Below are 16916 nucleotides of genomic sequence, written 5' to 3' on the forward strand. Positions count from 1 at the left end.
CGCCAAATGTTGCAACCAAAGCGTACGAAGTTCCGCAAGCAAATGACCGGTCACAACCGTGGTCTGGCATTGCGCGGTAGCAAAGTCAGCTTCGGCGAGTTCGCGCTGAAGTCTGTTGCTCGTGGTCGTCTCACCGCTCGTCAGATCGAGTCAGCGCGTCGTGCTCTGACCCGTCACGTAAAACGTGGCGGCAAGATCTGGATCCGTGTATTCCCGGACAAGCCTATTTCCAAGAAGCCACTCGAAGTTCGGATGGGTAAAGGTAAGGGTAACGTCGAATACTGGGTTGCCCAGATTCAGCCAGGCAAAGTCCTGTATGAAATCGAGGGTGTTTCTGAAGAGCTGGCGCGTGAGGCTTTCGCCCTGGCTGCTGCAAAGCTGCCGCTCGCCACCTCCTTTGTTAAACGGACGGTGATGTGATGAAAGCGAATGAACTTCGTGAAAAATCCGCACAGCAGCTGAACGAGCAACTGCTCGGCCTGCTGCGCGACCAGTTCAATCTGCGCATGCAGAAGGCAACTGGCCAGTTGGGGCAGTCTCATCTGCTCTCGCAAGTTAAGCGTGACATCGCTCGCGTGAAGACTGTGCTCAACCAGCAGGCAGGTAAGTAATCATGGCTGAAGCCGAAAAAACTGTCCGTACGCTGACTGGCCGTGTTGTCAGCGACAAGATGGACAAGACCATCACCGTTCTGATCGAGCGTCGCGTTAAGCACCCTATCTACGGTAAATACGTTAAGCGTTCGACTAAGCTGCACGCGCACGACGAAACCAACCAGTGCCACATCGGCGACAAAGTCACTATTCGTGAAACTCGTCCGATGGCCAAGACCAAGTCTTGGGCTCTGGTTGATGTTCTCGAACGCGCTGTGGAAGTCTAAGGGCTAAGGGTCGGAGAAATTATATGATTCAGACTCAATCCATGCTCGATGTGGCCGATAACAGCGGCGCTCGCCGCGTTATGTGCATCAAGGTGCTGGGTGGCTCCCATCGTCGTTACGCTGGTATCGGTGACATCATCAAAGTTACCGTCAAGGAAGCAATTCCTCGCGGTAAGGTGAAGAAAGGTCAAGTGATGACTGCTGTTGTAGTCCGCACTCGCCATGGCGTCCGTCGTGCTGACGGCTCCATCATCCGCTTTGATGGCAACGCTGCTGTTCTGTTGAACAACAAGCAAGAGCCGATCGGCACCCGTATCTTTGGGCCAGTGACCCGTGAACTTCGTACTGAGAAGTTCATGAAGATCGTCTCGCTCGCCCCAGAAGTGCTGTAAGGAGATCCGACATGCAAAAGATTCGTCGTGACGACGAGATCATCGTGATCGCCGGCAAAGACAAGGGTAAGCGCGGTAAGGTGCTTAAGGTTCTCGCTGACAACCGTCTGGTTGTTGGTGGTCTGAACCTGGTTAAGCGTCATACCAAGCCTAACCCGATGTCGGGCGTACAGGGCGGTATCGTCGAGAAAGAAGCGCCACTGCACGCTTCCAACGTCGCCATTTTCAACGGCGAAACCAACAAGGCTGACCGCGTTGGTTTCAAAGTAGAAGACGGCAAAAAAATTCGTGTCTTCAAGTCGACCCAAAAAGCGGTTGATGCTTGAACACTGCTAGGTAGAAGACCATGGCACGACTACAAGAGATTTACCGGAAGGAAATCGCTCCGAAACTTAAGGATGAACTTAAGCTTTCGAACGTGATGGAAGTTCCGCGCGTTACCAAAATCACCCTGAACATGGGTCTGGGCGAAGCGATCGGCGACAAAAAAGTCATCGAGCACGCTGTTGCTGACCTGGAAAAGATCACCGGCCAGAAAGTCGTTGTGACCTACGCTCGGAAATCCATCGCTGGCTTTAAAGTCCGTGAAGGTTGGCCGATCGGCGTCAAAGTGACCCTGCGTCGTGAGCGTATGTACGAGTTCCTGGATCGTCTGCTGTCGATCTCCCTGCCTCGGGTTCGCGACTTCCGCGGCCTGAATGCCAAGTCCTTCGACGGTCGTGGCAACTACAGCATGGGCGTGAAAGAGCAGATCATCTTCCCGGAAATCGACTACGACAAGATCGATGCTCTCCGCGGTCTGGACATTACCCTGACCACCACTGCCAAGAACGATGATGAAGGCCGCGCTCTGCTGCGTGCTTTCAAATTCCCGTTCCGCAACTGATTGGAGTAGGAAAATGGCCAAGAAGAGCATGAAAAACCGTGAGCTGAAGCGTCAGCTCACCGTTGCCAAGTACGCCACCAAGCGTGCAGCGCTGAAAGCTATCATCGTCGATCTGAACGCAAGTCCAGAAGCGCGTTGGGAGGCTACCGTAGCTCTGCAGAAGCAGCCACGTGACGCAAGCGCTTCGCGCATGCGTAACCGCTGCCGCCTGACTGGTCGTCCGCACGGCGTTTACCGCAAGTTCGGCCTCGGCCGTAACAAGCTGCGTGAAGCTGCAATGCGTGGTGACGTACCAGGTCTGGTTAAAGCCAGCTGGTAATAGCTATCAAAGTCGCGGTGTTCGGGGTCGCAAGATCCTGACCGCCGGTGGCCTTGAACATGAATCAAGCCCCTTTTGGGGCTTGATTCATTTCTGGGGTGTGTCTAGAATGACCGGCTCGCCTGAGCCCGTGTTTTTTGCCCGGAATTTCTCGGCGACAAGCTGTAGCCGCAAGGCTCATTTTTTTTGTATCAGGAGCGTCTAGCCCATGAGTATGCAGGACCCGTTAGCGGACATGCTAACTCGAATCCGTAATGCCCAGATGGCTGAAAAGTCCGTCGTAAGCATGCCGTCTTCCACGCTGAAGGTGGCTGTAGCAAAAGTCCTGAAGGACGAAGGTTACATCGCGGGTTATCAGATCAGCAGCGAAACCAAGCCACTGCTGTCCATCGAGCTGAAATACTTCGAAGGCCGTCCGGTCATCGAGGAAGTGAAGCGCGTTAGCCGTCCAGGCCTGCGTCAGTACAAGTCCGTTGAAGATCTGCCGAAAGTTCGTGGCGGTCTCGGCGTGTCTATCGTCTCCACCAACAAAGGTGTGATGACTGATCGTGCTGCGCGCGCTGCCGGTGTCGGCGGCGAAGTTCTTTGCACTGTGTTCTAAGGGGGGATAAGCATGTCTCGCGTCGCTAAGAACCCCGTTAAGCTGCCAGCTGGTGTTGAAGTTAAATTCGCCGGCCAACAGCTTTCGGTGAAGGGTGCCAAGGGCACTCTCGAACTGAACGTACACTCGTCCGTTGAAATTGTTCAGGAAGCTGGTGAGCTGCGTTTCGCTGCTCGCAATGGTGACCAACAAACTCGCGCAATGGCCGGTACCACTCGTGCGTTGGTAAACAACATGGTCCAAGGCGTAAGCCAAGGCTTCGAGCGCAAGCTCCAGCTGGTCGGTGTTGGTTACAAGGCACAAGCAAAAGGCACAGTGCTGAACTTGGCCCTTGGCTTCTCGCATCCAGTGGACTACGAGCTGCCGGAAGGCATCACCGCTGAGACTCCTAGCCAGACCGATATCCTGATCAAGGGCATCGACAAGCAGCTGGTAGGTCAAGTGGCCGCTGAGATCCGCGACTTCCGTCCGCCAGAGCCTTACAAAGGTAAAGGTGTGCGCTACGCGGACGAAGTCGTCCGTCGTAAAGAAGCCAAGAAGAAGTAGGGCATAGCAAATGACCGACAAAAAAGTTACTCGACTGCGTCGCGCTCGCAAAGCACGCCTGAAAATGCACGAACTCGAAGTCGTGCGTCTCTGCGTGTTCCGCTCTTCGCAGCACATCTACGCCCAGGTCATTTCGGCCGACGGCAACAAGGTCCTGGCAAGTGCCTCGACTTTGGATAAAGAACTGCGTGATGGCGCCACTGGCAACATCGACGCGGCCACTAAGGTTGGCCAGCTGGTCGCTACGCGTGCAAAAGCCGCTGGCGTCTCGCAGGTGGCTTTCGACCGCTCTGGCTTCAAGTATCACGGCCGCGTCAAGGCGCTGGCTGATGCTGCTCGTGAAGCTGGGCTGGAGTTCTAAGTTATGTCAAATAACGACCAAAAGCGCGACGAAGGCTACATTGAGAAGCTGGTTCAAGTTAACCGCGTAGCCAAAACCGTAAAAGGCGGCCGTATCTTCACTTTCACCGCGTTGACCGTGGTTGGTGATGGTAAAGGTCGCGTTGGCTTCGGCCGTGGCAAGTCGCGTGAAGTGCCTGCTGCGATCCAGAAGGCAATGGAAGCTGCTCGCCGCAACATGATCCAAGTTGATCTGAACGGCACTACCCTGCAGTACGCAATGAAGTCCGCTCACGGCGCTTCGAAGGTGTACATGCAGCCTGCTTCTGAAGGTACCGGTATCATCGCTGGCGGCGCTATGCGTGCTGTCCTCGAAGTTGCTGGCGTTCAGAACGTTCTGGCCAAGTGCTACGGCTCGACTAACCCAGTAAACGTGGTTCACGCCACTTTCAAGGGTTTGAAAGCAATGCAGTCCCCTGAATCCATTGCCGCCAAGCGTGGCAAAAGCGTCCAGGAGATCATCTGATCATGGCTACCGTTAAAGTAACGCTGATCAAAAGCATGACCGGCCGTATCCCTAACCACAAACTGTGCGTTAAGGGTCTGGGTCTGCGTCGCATCGGTCACACTGTAGAAGTCCAGGATACTCCCGAGAACCGCGGGATGATCAACAAGGCTTACTACATGCTGCGTGTCGAGGGTTAATCGATGAAACTCAATGATCTGAGTCCAGCGCCGGGTTCCCGTCGCGAAAAGCATCGTCCGGGCCGTGGTATCGGTAGTGGTTTGGGTAAGACTGGTGGCCGTGGTCACAAGGGTCAGACTTCCCGCTCCGGTGGCACCATTGCTCCAGGCTTTGAAGGCGGTCAACAGCCGCTGCATCGTCGCCTGCCAAAGTTCGGTTTCGTATCCCTGAAGGCCATGGACCGCGCAGAAGTGCGTCTGTCCGAGCTGGCTAAAGTGGAAGGCGACATCGTCACCGTGCAGTCCCTGAAAGATGCCAACGTGATTAACCAAAACGTACAGCGTGTGAAAATCATGCTGTCCGGCGAAGTTACTCGCGCTGTGACTATCAAGGGCATCGCAGCCACCAAAGGTGCGCGTGCGGCTATCGAAGCAGCTGGCGGCAAGTTCGAGGAATAAATGGCTAAGCAAGGTGCTCTCTCTGCGCTCGGCAAAGGCGGTATGTCTGAACTCTGGGCTCGTCTGCGTTTTCTGTTCTTGGCGATTATCGTCTACCGAATAGGCGCACACATCCCGGTTCCAGGTATTAACCCTGACCGACTCGCAGACCTGTTTCGACAGAATGAGGGGACCATTCTTAGCTTGTTCAACATGTTTTCCGGCGGCGCGCTGGAACGGATGAGCATCTTTGCACTGGGGATCATGCCGTACATCTCGGCATCGATCATCATGCAACTGATGACCGCTGTCAGCCCGCAGCTGGAGCAGTTGAAGAAGGAAGGTGAAGCTGGCCGTCGCAAGATCAGCCAGTACACCCGCTACGGCACTGTCGTCCTAGCTCTTGTTCAGGCCATCGGCATGTCCGTTGGCCTGGCGGGGCAGGGCGTTGCGTTCACTGGTGACTTTGGCTTCCATTTCGTCGCGGTATCCACTTTTGTGGCTGGTGCGATGTTCATGATGTGGCTGGGTGAGCAGATTACTGAGCGTGGTGTTGGCAACGGTATCTCGATGTTGATTTTCGCAGGTATCGTCGCCGGTCTTCCGAGAGCGATCGGGCAGTCTTTCGAGTCTGCGCGTCAGGGTGATATCAACATTTTTGCCCTGGTTGCCATCGGTTTGCTGGCAGTAGCGATTATCGGTTTTGTGGTGTTCATTGAGCGTGGCCAGCGTCGTATTGCTGTTCACTATGCCAAGCGTCAGCAGGGCCGCAAGGTGTTTGCTGCGCAGACTAGCCACTTGCCGCTGAAAGTGAATATGGCAGGCGTTATTCCTGCTATTTTCGCGAGCAGCATTTTGCTGTTCCCGGCTTCGTTGGGTGCCTGGTTCGGTCAGTCTGAAGGTATGGGCTGGTTGCAGGACATCTCGCAGTCGATCGCTCCTGGTCAGCCGTTGAATATTCTGCTGTTTAGTGCAGGGATTATTTTCTTCTGCTTCTTCTATACGGCGTTGATGTTCAATCCGAAAGACGTAGCGGAAAACCTGAAGAAGTCCGGTGCCTTTATTCCGGGCATCCGTCCAGGCGAGCAGTCTGCGCGCTACATTGATGGCGTTCTGACCCGCTTGACCATGTTCGGTGCTCTATATATGACGGCCGTCTGCCTGTTGCCCCAGTTCCTGGTGGTTGCAGCAAACGTTCCGTTCTACCTTGGCGGGACCTCGTTGCTGATCGTGGTCGTGGTTGTTATGGACTTTATGTCGCAAGTACAATCGCACCTCGTTTCGCACCAGTACGAATCCCTGATGAAGAAAGCCAACCTGAAGGGTTACGGCAGCGGCATGCTGCGCTGACCCATAAGGTTCGAGGAGTTGGTGATGAAAGTTCGTGCATCGGTGAAAAAGCTGTGCCGTAACTGCAAGATTATTCGCCGCGAAGGTGTTGTTCGAGTAATTTGCAGCGCGGAACCGCGTCACAAACAGCGCCAAGGCTGAGTGTGATTGTGCTTCAAGCCCAGCAGCTAGTGCGCTGCTGGGTTGATTATTTGTTATTACAGCGATATTATCTCGCGCCCTATTTCTTGGCTTCCGGGGCGTAGGTAGCTGTCAATTGGAGTCCCACTGAATGGCCCGTATTGCAGGCGTTAACATTCCAGATAACAAGCATACTGTTATCTCGCTGACCTACATCTATGGTGTTGGTCGCACGACTGCGCAGAAAATCTGTGCAGAGACTGGGGTCAACCCAGCCGCAAAGATCAAGGATCTGAGCGACGAGCAAATTGAACAGCTGCGTGGCGAAGTGGCGAAGTTCACCACTGAAGGTGACCTGCGTCGCGAAATCAACATGAAAATCAAACGCTTGATGGATCTGGGCTGCTACCGCGGTCTGCGCCATCGTCGTGGTCTTCCAGTGCGCGGTCAGCGTACCAAGACCAACGCGCGTACTCGCAAAGGTCCGCGTAAGCCGATCCGCAAGTAATCGCACCAGCGAATCGACAGGAATTTAGTCATGGCAAAACCTGCTGCTCGTCCTCGTAAAAAGATTAAAAAGACAGTGGTTGATGGCATCGCCCACATCCACGCGTCTTTCAATAACACCATCGTGACCATCACCGACCGCCAAGGTAACGCTCTTTCCTGGGCAACCTCCGGTGGTTCGGGTTTCCGCGGTTCCCGCAAGTCCACCCCGTTCGCTGCTCAAGTAGCTGCTGAGCGTGCTGGTCAAGCTGCGCTGGAATATGGCCTGAAAAACCTCGACGTTAACGTCAAGGGCCCAGGTCCAGGTCGTGAATCCGCAGTCCGCGCTTTGAACGGCTGTGGCTACAAGATCGCCAGCATCACCGACGTGACGCCAATCCCGCATAACGGGTGCCGTCCGCCGAAGAAGCGCCGCGTGTAATCCAGGAGATTGTAAAGAATGGCTCGTTACATTGGTCCAAAATGCAAACTGGCTCGTCGCGAAGGCACCGATCTCTTCCTGAAGAGCGGCGTGCGCGCTATCGAATCCAAGTGCAACATCGAAGCAGCACCTGGTATCCACGGCCAGCGCCGCGGTCGCCAGTCCGACTACGGCACCCAACTGCGTGAAAAGCAGAAGGTCCGTCGTATCTACGGCGTTCTCGAGCGTCAATTCAGCGGCTACTACAAAGAAGCTGCTGGCAAGAAGGGTGCAACCGGTGAAAACCTGCTGCAACTGCTCGAATGCCGTCTGGACAACGTTGTATACCGTATGGGCTTCGGTTCGACTCGTGCCGAATCCCGTCAGCTGGTATCGCACAAGTCGATCAGCGTAAACGGTCAGACCGTTAACGTTCCGTCCTACCAGGTTCGTGCTGGTGACGTGGTTGCTGTTCGCGAGAAAGCAAAAAACCAACTTCGCATTGTCCAAGCTCTCGATCTGTGTGCCCAACGTGGCCGCGTAGAATGGGTAGAAGTAGACACTGAGAAGAAGTCGGGCGTTTTCAAGAACGTTCCAGCTCGCAGTGATCTGTCCGCCGACATCAACGAAAGCCTGATTGTCGAGCTCTACTCCAAGTAAGGGCTAGAAAATAGGTGCATCCATGCAGATTTCGGTAAATGAGTTCCTGACACCCCGCCATATTGATGTGCAGGTTGTCAGTCCAACCCGCGCCAAGATCACCCTCGAGCCTCTCGAGCGTGGTTTTGGCCACACCCTGGGCAACGCGCTGCGCCGCATCCTGTTGTCCTCAATGCCCGGCTGTGCAGTAGTCGAGGCCGAGATTGACGGTGTGCTCCACGAGTACAGCGCCATCGAAGGTGTACAGGAAGATGTAATTGAAATCCTGTTGAACCTTAAAGGTCTGGCTATCAAGCTGCACGGCCGTGACGAAGTTACGCTGACCTTGTCGAAGAAGGGTTCGGGGGTGGTTACCGCTGCCGATATTCAGCTGGATCATGATGTCGAGATCGTTAACCCCGATCACGTAATCGCTAACCTGGCGTCTAACGGCGCCCTGAACATGAAGCTCGTAGTAGCTCGTGGTCGTGGTTATGAACCGGCAGACTCGCGTCAGAGCGATGAAGACGAAAGCCGCAGCATCGGTCGCTTGCAGCTTGACTCTTCGTTCAGCCCGGTTCGCCGTATTGCATACGTGGTGGAAAACGCCCGTGTCGAGCAGCGTACCAACCTGGACAAGCTGGTTATTGATCTGGAAACCAACGGTACCCTGGATCCTGAAGAGGCTATCCGTCGTGCTGCAACCATCCTGCAACAGCAGTTGGCTGCGTTCGTGGACCTCAAAGGTGACAGTGAGCCAGTGGTAATCGAGCAGGAAGACGAGATCGATCCGATCCTGCTTCGCCCGGTTGACGATCTGGAACTGACTGTACGTTCGGCTAACTGCCTTAAGGCGGAAAACATTTACTACATCGGCGACCTGATTCAGCGTACCGAAGTAGAACTGTTGAAGACTCCGAACCTTGGCAAGAAATCCTTGACCGAAATCAAGGACGTTCTGGCCTCCCGCGGTCTGTCCCTCGGCATGCGCCTCGACAACTGGCCGCCTGCAAGTCTTAAGAAGGACGACAAGGCGACTGCCTGATCGTCGTAATCACCGAACGTTGTGTTTGGTAAGGAATGAACCATGCGTCATCGTAAAAGTGGTCGTCACCTGAGCCGCACCAGCTCGCACCGCAAGGCCATGTTCCAAAACATGGCGGTGTCGCTGTTCGAGCACGAGCTGATCAAAACTACACTGCCGAAAGCTAAAGAACTGCGCCGCGTTGCTGAGCCGCTGATCACTTTGGCCAAGACAGACAGCCTGGCTAACCGCCGTCTGGCTTTCGACCGTACTCGTTCGAAAGCTATCGTTGGTAAGCTCTTCAACGACCTGGGCAAGCGTTACGCTACCCGTGAGGGTGGCTACCTGCGCATCCTCAAGTGCGGTTTCCGCGCTGGCGACAACGCGCCTATGGCGTACGTCGAGTTGGTTGATCGTGCTGTCGGCGGTGAAGCTGTATCCGCTGAGTAAGACGTCAAATACAAAGAACCGGGCCTAGTGCCCGGTTTTTTGTGTCTGCTGTATTAGAAAATTTCTATCGATAGCAATAATTTAATGCATTTGATGCTGTCATCTTGATGGTCGATACTCCTCGTCAGCCGATTAGCCGGCAGTTCCAAGACTGACAGAGGAAGATTGAGCATGAGCCAAAACAAAACGCTTACCACCGCAAGTGGCGCTCCAGTCGCCGATAACCAGAATTCCCGTTCTGCTGGCCCTCGTGGCCCGCTGCTGCTCGATGATTTTCACCTGATCGAGAAGCTTGCCCACTTCAACCGTGAAAACATTCCTGAGCGTCGCGTACACGCCAAGGGCTCGGGTGCCTACGGCACTTTCACTGTGACCCGCGACATCACTGAATACACCAGTGCCAAGCTTTTCGAGTCCGTGGGTAAGCAGACTCCTACTTTCCTGCGGTTCTCCACCGTAGGTGGCGAGCGTGGTTCGGCTGATACCGAACGCGACCCGCGCGGTTTTGCCCTGAAGTTCTATACCGAAGAAGGTAACTGGGACATCGTCGGCAACAACACGCCTGTGTTCTTCATTCGCGATCCATTGAAGTTTCCCGACTTTATCCACACCCAGAAACGCCTGCCGCAGAGCAACCTGAAGAGCGGCCAGGCCATGTGGGACTTCTGGTCACACTCTCCCGAGGCGCTGCACCAGGTCACCATCCTGTTCTCGGATCGCGGGATTCCGGACGGCTATCGTCATATGCACGGCTTCGGTAGCCACACCTACAGCTTGATCAACGCCAAGGGCGAGCGTCACTGGGTGAAATGGCACTACAAGACCCAGCAGGGCATCAAGAACCTGGCACCGGCCGAGGCTGCCCGCCTGGCGGGTACCGATCCGGATTACGCCCAACGTGACCTGTTCAACGCGATCGAGCGCGGTGACTTGCCGAAATGGAGCGTATGCATTCAGATCATGACCGAGGCTGAGGCTGCCGCTCACTACGAGAACCCGTTCGACGTGACCAAGACCTGGTCGCAGAAGGAGTTCCCGCTGATCGAGGTCGGTGAGCTGGAGTTGAACCGCAACCCGCTGAACTACTTCGCGGAAGTCGAGCAGGCTGCCTTTGGTCCTAGCAACATGGTTCCAGGCGTCGGCCTGTCGCCGGACCGCATGCTGCAAGGCCGCGTATTCGCTTACGCCGATGCTCATCGCTATCGTGTCGGCGCCAACCACCAGCAACTGCCGGTCAACGCTCCGCGCAGCCCGGTGAACAGCTACCAGCGCGACGGCTCCATGGCGTTTGGCAGTAATGGTGGCGCGGCACCGAACTATGAGCCGAACAGCTACGCCGATGCGCCGAAGCAGGCACCTCGCTACGCGGAGCCGGCGCTGGCCCTCAGCGGTGCGGCGGATCGTTACGATCACCGCGAAGACACCGACTACTACAGCCATGCAGGCGCTCTGTTCCGCTTGATGAATGATCAGCAGCAAGCCCTGTTGATCAACAACATCGCCGGTGCAATGGCGGGTGTCAGTTCGGATGTGGTGCAGCGTCAACTGCAGCATTTCTTCAAGGCCGACCCGGCTTATGGAGAAGGAATCGCAAAGGCGTTGGGCGTACAGCTTAACTAAGTCTAAACGAGAAGCAGAACCGCCCTCATTTGGGCGGTTTTTGCGTTTTTTCGGCTACTTTTCTCTGAAAATCTTCACTTTGTTAGCGTTTTTACAGTGACCTGCAAGTCAGCTTGGTTCAAAATACAGACTTTCAAGCAGGGAGATGTAGGGCGATGCAAGGTCACCCGGACGTAATCGATTACCTCAACACGTTGCTGACGGGCGAACTGGCGGCGCGTGACCAATATTTCATCCACTCGCGCATGTATGAGGACTGGGGCTTCAGCAAGCTCTACGAGCGCATCAATCACGAGATGGAAGAAGAGACTCAACACGCCGATGCATTGATGCGTCGCATCCTGATGCTCGAGGGCACGCCACGCATGCGCCCTGACGATCTGGATATCGGTACCACCGTGCCGGACATGTTCGCCGCCGACCTGCGCCTGGAGTACAAGGTCCGCGCTGCACTGTGCAAAGGCATCGAACTGTGCGAGAAGCACAAGGACTATGTCAGCCGCGACATCCTGCGTGTGCAGTTGGCCGATACCGAAGAAGACCATACCTACTGGCTGGAAAAGCAGTTGGGCCTGATCAAGTCGATCGGTCTGGAAAACTATTTGCAGTCGCAGTTCTGATGCTTTAGCCAGCGCCTGCCGGCAAATGCAGGACTGAGGAGCACAAAAAAGCCCCTGCCATTTCACAATGGCAGGGGCTTTTTCATTGGGCTCAGGCCCGGTCGCGGGTCAGCAGTGGCTTGAGGTAGTAGCCGGTATGGGATTGCGGCATTTCTGCCAGCTGCTCCGGCGTACCCTCGGCAATGATCTGTCCGCCCTTGGAACCGCCTTCCGGCCCCAGGTCCACCAGCCAGTCGGCGGTCTTGATCACGTCCAGGTTGTGTTCGATCACCACCACGGTGTTGCCGTGGTCACGCAGGCGATGCAGAACGTCCAGCAACTGCTGGATATCGGCAAAGTGCAGGCCGGTGGTCGGTTCGTCGAGGATGTAGAGGGTCTTGCCGGTGTCACGCTTGGACAGCTCGCGAGACAGCTTGACCCGCTGCGCCTCACCGCCGGACAAGGTCGTCGCCGACTGCCCCAACTTGATGTAGGAAAGCCCCACGTCCATCAGCGTCTGCAGCTTGCGCGCCAGCGCCGGCACCGGGTCGAAGAACTCCCGCGCTTCCTCGATGGTCATTTCCAGGACCTCGTGGATGCTCTTGCCCTTGTACTTGATCTCAAGGGTTTCGCGGTTGTAGCGCTTGCTCTTGCACACATCGCACGGCACGTAGATGTCCGGCAGGAAGTGCATTTCCACCTTGATCAGGCCGTCGCCCTGGCAGGCTTCGCAGCGTCCGCCCTTGACGTTGAAGGAGAAGCGGCCCGGACCGTAGCCGCGCGAGCGCGATTCGGGTACCCCGGCAAACAGTTCGCGGATCGGCGTGAATAGCCCGGTGTAGGTCGCCGGGTTGGAGCGCGGGGTGCGACCGATCGGGCTTTGATCGATATCCACCACCTTGTCCAGGTGCTGCAGGCCGTTGATGCTGTCGTGCGCAGCGGCTTCCAGCGTGGTCGCGCCGTTCAGCGCCGTGGCGCTGAGGGGGAACAGGGTGTTGTTGATCAGGGTCGACTTGCCCGAGCCGGAGACACCGGTCACGCAGGTCAGCAGGCCGATCGGGATCTCCAGGTCGACGTTGCGCAAGTTGTTGCCGCGAGCCCCTTTTAGGGACAGCGAAAGCTTCTTGTTGCGCGGCGTACGCTTGGCCGGCACGGCGATTTTCACGCGCCCTGACAGGTATTTGCCGGTCAGCGAGTCGGGATGGGACATCACCTCGTCGGGAGTGCCCTCGGCGACGATCTGTCCGCCATGCACGCCAGCGCCCGGGCCGATGTCCACCACATAGTCGGCCAGGCGAATGGCGTCCTCGTCGTGTTCGACCACGATCACCGTATTGCCGATATCCCGCAGGTGTTTCAGGGTGCCCAGCAAGCGATCGTTGTCGCGCTGGTGCAGGCCGATGGAGGGTTCGTCGAGGATGTACATCACCCCCACCAGGCCGGCGCCGATCTGGCTGGCCAGACGAATACGCTGCGCTTCGCCGCCGGACAGGGTATCGGCGCTGCGATCCAGGGTCAGGTAATCCAGGCCGACATTGACCAGGAACTGCAGGCGCTCGCGGATTTCCTTGAGGATCTTGTCGGCAATCTCGCCACGGCGTCCGGTTAGCGACAGGGTGCCGAAGTAATCGGTGGCATCGCCGATCGGCAGGCTGGTAACGGCCGGCAACGTCTTCTCGCCGACCCACACGTGGCGGGCTTCGCGACGCAGGCGGGTGCCGCGGCAATCCGGGCACGGCTGGGTGCTGAGGAACTTGGCCAGCTCTTCTCGCACGGTGGCCGATTCGGTCTCGCGGTAGCGGCGTTCCAGGTTCGGCACTATGCCTTCGAACGGGTGGGAGCGTTTGACGATATCGCCACGATCGTTGAGGTACTTGAAGTCGACGTTCTGCGTGCCGCTGCCGTTGAGAATGACCTTCTGCTGGTCGGCCGGCAGCTGGTTGAACGGTACTTCCAGGCTGAAGCCGTAATGCGATGCCAGCGAGCCAAGCATCTGGAAGTAATAGACGTTGCGCCTGTCCCAGCCGCGAATCGCCCCTTCGGCCAGGGTCAGCTCGCCATTGACCAGGCGCTTGATGTCGAAGAACTGCTTGACCCCCAAGCCATCGCAGGTCGGGCAGGCACCGGCCGGGTTGTTGAAGGAGAACAGCTTGGGTTCCAGTTCGCTGATGGCGTGACCACAGATCGGGCAGGCGAAGCGTGCGGAGAAGATGATTTCTTCGCCGGGCTCGTCGTCCATCGGCGCCACCAGGGCGATACCGTCGGCCAGCTTCAGCGCGGTCTCGAAGGACTCGGCCAGACGCTGCTGCAAGTCGGCGCGGACCTTGAAGCGGTCGACCACCACATCGATCGAGTGCTTCTTCTGTTTATCCAGCTTCGGCAGCTCATCCAGCTCGTAGAGCTTGCCGTTGACCCGGGCGCGGACGAAGCCCTGGGCGCGCAGTTCCTCGAAGACCGACAGGTGCTCGCCCTTGCGCTCGCGAATCACCGGCGCCAGCAGCATCAGCTTGCTGCCTTCCGGCTGGGCCAGCACCAGGTCGACCATCTGGCTGACGGTCTGGGCTTCCAGCGGGATGTCGTGATCCGGGCAGCGTGGCGTACCCACGCGGGCATATAGCAGGCGCAGGTAGTCGTAGATCTCGGTGATGGTGCCCACGGTGGAGCGCGGGTTGTGCGAGGTGGATTTCTGCTCGATGGAAATTGCCGGCGACAAACCTTCGATGGTGTCGACGTCGGGTTTTTCCATCATCGACAGGAATTGCCGCGCATAGGCCGACAGCGACTCGACATAACGGCGCTGGCCTTCGGCGTACAGCGTGTCGAACGCCAGGGACGATTTGCCGGATCCGGACAGGCCGGTGATGACGATCAGTTTGTCCCGTGGCAGGGTCAGGTCGATGTTCTTCAGGTTGTGGGTTCGGGCCCCACGAATCAGGATCTTGTCCAAAGTGGCCTCGCTCGGCGGGCGTCGAAAACGTAGGAGTATAAGGGCAAATACTGGATGGATGCACACTATCAAATGAGGTCTGTGCAGCCGTAGATGAAACCTGCGCGGCAAAGCGTCGCCATATACCCCGTCAATCGATCGGACTGGTAGAATCGCCGCCGGTTCACACGAGGTTTTTCCATGCATGATCCCCACAGCGAGCGCATGAGTGGCGCCGAGACCCGCGCGGCAAGCGGTCTGGCCCTGGTGTTCGCCTTCCGTATGCTTGGCATGTTCATGGTGTTGCCGGTCCTGGCGACCTATGGGATGGACCTGGCGGGAGCGACCCCGGCCCTGATCGGGTTGGCGATCGGCGCTTACGGCCTGACCCAGGCGATTTTCCAGATTCCGTTCGGGATCATTTCCGACCGCATCGGCCGTCGTCCGGTGATTTACCTGGGGCTGATCGTCTTTGCCCTGGGCAGTGTGCTGGCGGCCAACGCCGATTCGATCTGGGGCGTGATCGCCGGGCGCATCCTGCAGGGCGCCGGGGCGATTTCCGCGGCGGTCATGGCGCTGTTGTCGGACCTGACCCGCGAGCAGCACCGCACCAAGGCCATGGCCATGATCGGCATGACCATCGGCCTGTCCTTTGCCGTGGCCATGGTGGCCGGCCCGCTGCTGACCCGCGCTTTCGGCTTGCCCGGGCTGTTTTTTGCCACCGGCGGCATGGCGTTGCTGGGCATTTTCATCGTCGCCTTCATGGTGCCGCACTCGACCGGCCCGTTGCAGCACCGCGAATCCGGGGTCGCGCGCCAGGCCCTGTTGCCGACGCTCAAGCACCCGGACCTGCTGCGCCTGGATCTTGGTATCTTCGTGTTGCACGCGATGCTGATGTCGAGCTTCGTCGCCTTGCCGCTGGCCCTGGTGGAAAAAGCCGGCCTGCCCAAGGAGCAGCACTGGTGGGTCTACCTCACCGCGTTGTTGATCTCCTTCTTCGCCATGATCCCGTTCATCATCTACGGCGAGAAGAAACGCAAAATGAAACGAGTTCTGCTGGGCGCGGTCAGTACGCTGCTGCTCACCGAGCTATTCTTCTGGGAGTTCGGCGACAACCTGCAGGCGCTGGTGATCGGCACGGTGGTGTTCTTCACCGCGTTCAACCTGCTGGAAGCTTCGCTGCCGTCGCTGATCAGCAAGGTTTCACCGGCCGGCGGCAAGGGCACGGCAATGGGGGTCTATTCCACCAGCCAGTTCCTCGGTTCGGCGCTGGGCGGCATTCTCGGCGGCTGGTTGTTCCAGCATGGCGGTTTGTCGGTTGTATTCCTGGGTTGCGCAGGGTTGGCTGCACTCTGGCTGGCCTTTGCTGTTACCATGCGCGAACCACCTTACGTGACGAGCCTGCGCTTGCCGTTATCGCCCGAAGCGATCCGCGAAGCCGGTCTGGTCGAGCGCCTGAAGGCCGTTGTTGGGGTAACAGATGCAGTGATGGTGGCCGAAGAAGCCGCCATTTACATCAAATTGGACACCGAATTATTGGATCGCGCGACCCTCGAGCAGCTGGTCAACCCAGCCCGATCGGCGTGCGAAGCCTAGGAGAACGTTATGGCCCGTGGGGTTAACAAAGTCATATTGGTCGGCACTTGCGGCCAGGATCCTGAAGTTCGCTACCTGCCTAACGGTAACGCCGTGACCAACCTGAGTCTGGCCACCAGCGAACAATGGACCGACAAGCAGACCGGTCAGAAGGTCGAGAAGACCGAGTGGCACCGTGTGTCGATGTTCGGCAAGGTTGCGGAAATCGCCGGCGAGTACCTGCGCAAAGGCTCGCAGGTCTACATCGAAGGCAAGCTGCAGACCCGCGAGTGGGAAAAAGACGGCATCAAGCGTTACACCACTGAAATCATCGTCGACATGCAGGGCACCATGCAGCTGCTGGGCGGCCGTCCTCAGGGCGACCAGGGCCAGGGCATGGGCAACTCCGCGCCACGTCCGCAGCAGTCGCGTCCGCAGCCTTCGCAGGCGCCACAACGCGAGTCGCGTCCAGCGCCTCAGCAGTCCTCGCCACAGCCGGCGCAGAACTTCGACGACAGCTTCGATGACGATATTCCGTTCTGATCCCTCGGAACGCAGGTCATGAGTGAAAAACGGAGCCCTTGATGGGCTCCGTTTTTTTTGGCCGCTTGAAACACCGGC

25 protein-coding genes are annotated in these 16916 nt (G+C 57.4%); 24 read left to right on the plus strand and 1 reads right to left on the minus strand.

The features are described 5' to 3' along the window. Positions 1 to 6 precede the first annotated feature (6 nt). The 22 genes from rplP to bfr all read left to right on the plus strand — a co-directional run bounded on the left by rplP (position 7) and on the right by bfr (position 11815). Positions 7 to 420, plus strand: coding sequence for a 50S ribosomal protein L16 (gene rplP / locus J4E58_RS29280; protein WP_003228729.1), 414 nt, complete (start codon positions 7 to 9; stop codon positions 418 to 420). Continuing rightward, positions 420 to 611, plus strand: coding sequence for a 50S ribosomal protein L29 (gene rpmC, locus J4E58_RS29285; protein ID WP_002555481.1), 192 nt, complete (start codon positions 420 to 422; stop codon positions 609 to 611). Before rplP ends, rpmC begins: the two co-directional genes overlap by 1 nt. 2 nt (positions 612 to 613) lie before the next feature. Further along, positions 614 to 880, plus strand: a complete 267-nt coding sequence (rpsQ, locus tag J4E58_RS29290; protein ID WP_003194644.1) for a 30S ribosomal protein S17 — start codon at positions 614 to 616, stop codon at positions 878 to 880. Between the two features lie 23 nt (positions 881 to 903). Continuing rightward, positions 904 to 1272 carry a 50S ribosomal protein L14 gene (rplN, locus tag J4E58_RS29295; protein ID WP_002555479.1) on the plus strand — a complete coding sequence of 123 codons (369 nt, stop codon included), beginning with the start codon at positions 904 to 906 and terminating at the stop codon, positions 1270 to 1272. Positions 1273 to 1283: 11 nt separating this feature from the next. Next, positions 1284 to 1598, plus strand: a complete 315-nt coding sequence (gene rplX, locus J4E58_RS29300; protein ID WP_003186046.1) for a 50S ribosomal protein L24 — start codon at positions 1284 to 1286, stop codon at positions 1596 to 1598. A gap of 20 nt (positions 1599 to 1618) precedes the next feature. Continuing rightward, positions 1619 to 2158, plus strand: a complete 540-nt coding sequence (rplE, locus tag J4E58_RS29305; protein ID WP_007924186.1) for a 50S ribosomal protein L5 — start codon at positions 1619 to 1621, stop codon at positions 2156 to 2158. 13 nt (positions 2159 to 2171) lie between these two features. Continuing rightward, positions 2172 to 2477 (plus strand): 30S ribosomal protein S14, encoded by a 306-nt coding sequence (gene rpsN, locus J4E58_RS29310; protein WP_003228726.1) that lies wholly within the window; start codon positions 2172 to 2174, stop codon positions 2475 to 2477. A gap of 208 nt (positions 2478 to 2685) precedes the next feature. Beyond that, positions 2686 to 3078 (plus strand): 30S ribosomal protein S8, encoded by a 393-nt coding sequence (rpsH, locus tag J4E58_RS29315; RefSeq protein ID WP_003228724.1) that lies wholly within the window; start codon positions 2686 to 2688, stop codon positions 3076 to 3078. A gap of 12 nt (positions 3079 to 3090) precedes the next feature. Then, positions 3091 to 3624 carry a 50S ribosomal protein L6 gene (gene rplF / locus J4E58_RS29320; protein WP_007924185.1) on the plus strand — a complete coding sequence of 178 codons (534 nt, stop codon included), beginning with the start codon at positions 3091 to 3093 and terminating at the stop codon, positions 3622 to 3624. Between the two features lie 10 nt (positions 3625 to 3634). Continuing rightward, complete coding sequence (rplR, locus tag J4E58_RS29325) at positions 3635 to 3985, plus strand: 50S ribosomal protein L18 (protein ID WP_003186037.1); 351 nt, start codon at positions 3635 to 3637, stop codon at positions 3983 to 3985. 3 nt (positions 3986 to 3988) lie between these two features. Continuing rightward, positions 3989 to 4489 carry a 30S ribosomal protein S5 gene (rpsE, locus tag J4E58_RS29330; RefSeq protein ID WP_007924184.1) on the plus strand — a complete coding sequence of 167 codons (501 nt, stop codon included), beginning with the start codon at positions 3989 to 3991 and terminating at the stop codon, positions 4487 to 4489. 2 nt (positions 4490 to 4491) lie between these two features. After that, on the plus strand, positions 4492 to 4668 hold the full coding sequence (gene rpmD / locus J4E58_RS29335; RefSeq protein WP_003176408.1) for a 50S ribosomal protein L30: 177 nt from the start codon (positions 4492 to 4494) through the stop codon (positions 4666 to 4668). A gap of 3 nt (positions 4669 to 4671) precedes the next feature. Then, positions 4672 to 5106 carry a 50S ribosomal protein L15 gene (gene rplO / locus J4E58_RS29340; RefSeq protein WP_007924183.1) on the plus strand — a complete coding sequence of 145 codons (435 nt, stop codon included), beginning with the start codon at positions 4672 to 4674 and terminating at the stop codon, positions 5104 to 5106. Then, positions 5107 to 6435 (plus strand): preprotein translocase subunit SecY, encoded by a 1329-nt coding sequence (gene secY / locus J4E58_RS29345; RefSeq protein ID WP_007924182.1) that lies wholly within the window; start codon positions 5107 to 5109, stop codon positions 6433 to 6435. 24 nt (positions 6436 to 6459) lie between these two features. Beyond that, positions 6460 to 6576, plus strand: a complete 117-nt coding sequence (gene rpmJ / locus J4E58_RS29350) for a 50S ribosomal protein L36 (protein ID WP_002555468.1) — start codon at positions 6460 to 6462, stop codon at positions 6574 to 6576. Positions 6577 to 6706: 130 nt separating this feature from the next. Beyond that, a complete protein-coding gene (rpsM, locus tag J4E58_RS29355) occupies positions 6707 to 7063 on the plus strand; it encodes a 30S ribosomal protein S13 (RefSeq protein ID WP_009045849.1) in 357 nt (118 codons plus the stop codon). Positions 7064 to 7093: 30 nt separating this feature from the next. Next, complete coding sequence (gene rpsK / locus J4E58_RS29360) at positions 7094 to 7483, plus strand: 30S ribosomal protein S11 (RefSeq protein ID WP_007924177.1); 390 nt, start codon at positions 7094 to 7096, stop codon at positions 7481 to 7483. Positions 7484 to 7501: 18 nt separating this feature from the next. Further along, the gene (gene rpsD / locus J4E58_RS29365) at positions 7502 to 8122 is read left to right on the plus strand and encodes a 30S ribosomal protein S4 (protein WP_003176404.1); all 621 of its coding nucleotides are present in this window, start codon (positions 7502 to 7504) and stop codon (positions 8120 to 8122) included. Positions 8123 to 8144: 22 nt separating this feature from the next. Further along, the gene (locus J4E58_RS29370; protein ID WP_007924176.1) at positions 8145 to 9146 is read left to right on the plus strand and encodes a DNA-directed RNA polymerase subunit alpha; all 1002 of its coding nucleotides are present in this window, start codon (positions 8145 to 8147) and stop codon (positions 9144 to 9146) included. 42 nt (positions 9147 to 9188) lie between these two features. Next, a complete protein-coding gene (rplQ, locus tag J4E58_RS29375; RefSeq protein WP_007924175.1) occupies positions 9189 to 9575 on the plus strand; it encodes a 50S ribosomal protein L17 in 387 nt (128 codons plus the stop codon). A gap of 171 nt (positions 9576 to 9746) precedes the next feature. After that, positions 9747 to 11195 carry a catalase gene (locus J4E58_RS29380; protein WP_087092713.1) on the plus strand — a complete coding sequence of 483 codons (1449 nt, stop codon included), beginning with the start codon at positions 9747 to 9749 and terminating at the stop codon, positions 11193 to 11195. A gap of 155 nt (positions 11196 to 11350) precedes the next feature. Next, positions 11351 to 11815 (plus strand): bacterioferritin, encoded by a 465-nt coding sequence (gene bfr, locus J4E58_RS29385; RefSeq protein WP_007924173.1) that lies wholly within the window; start codon positions 11351 to 11353, stop codon positions 11813 to 11815. Between the two features lie 91 nt (positions 11816 to 11906). On the opposite strand, the gene uvrA is transcribed toward bfr, so the two are convergent. Further along, positions 11907 to 14741 carry an excinuclease ABC subunit UvrA gene (gene uvrA, locus J4E58_RS29390; RefSeq protein ID WP_007924172.1) on the minus strand — a complete coding sequence of 945 codons (2835 nt, stop codon included), beginning with the start codon at positions 14739 to 14741 and terminating at the stop codon, positions 11907 to 11909. A gap of 180 nt (positions 14742 to 14921) precedes the next feature. Here uvrA and J4E58_RS29395 point away from each other — a divergent pair, with 180 nt between their 5' ends. Next, on the plus strand, positions 14922 to 16316 hold the full coding sequence (locus tag J4E58_RS29395; protein WP_053262848.1) for an MFS transporter: 1395 nt from the start codon (positions 14922 to 14924) through the stop codon (positions 16314 to 16316). Between the two features lie 9 nt (positions 16317 to 16325). Next, entirely contained in the window at positions 16326 to 16838 is a 513-nt protein-coding gene (locus tag J4E58_RS29400) for a single-stranded DNA-binding protein (RefSeq protein ID WP_009045846.1), read from the plus strand. The last annotated feature ends 78 nt before the right edge of the window (positions 16839 to 16916 follow it).

The sequence above is a fragment of the Pseudomonas sp. FW305-25 genome, assembly GCF_017351415.1.
GTDB classification, from domain to species: Bacteria; Pseudomonadota; Gammaproteobacteria; order Pseudomonadales; family Pseudomonadaceae; genus Aquipseudomonas; species Aquipseudomonas chlororaphis.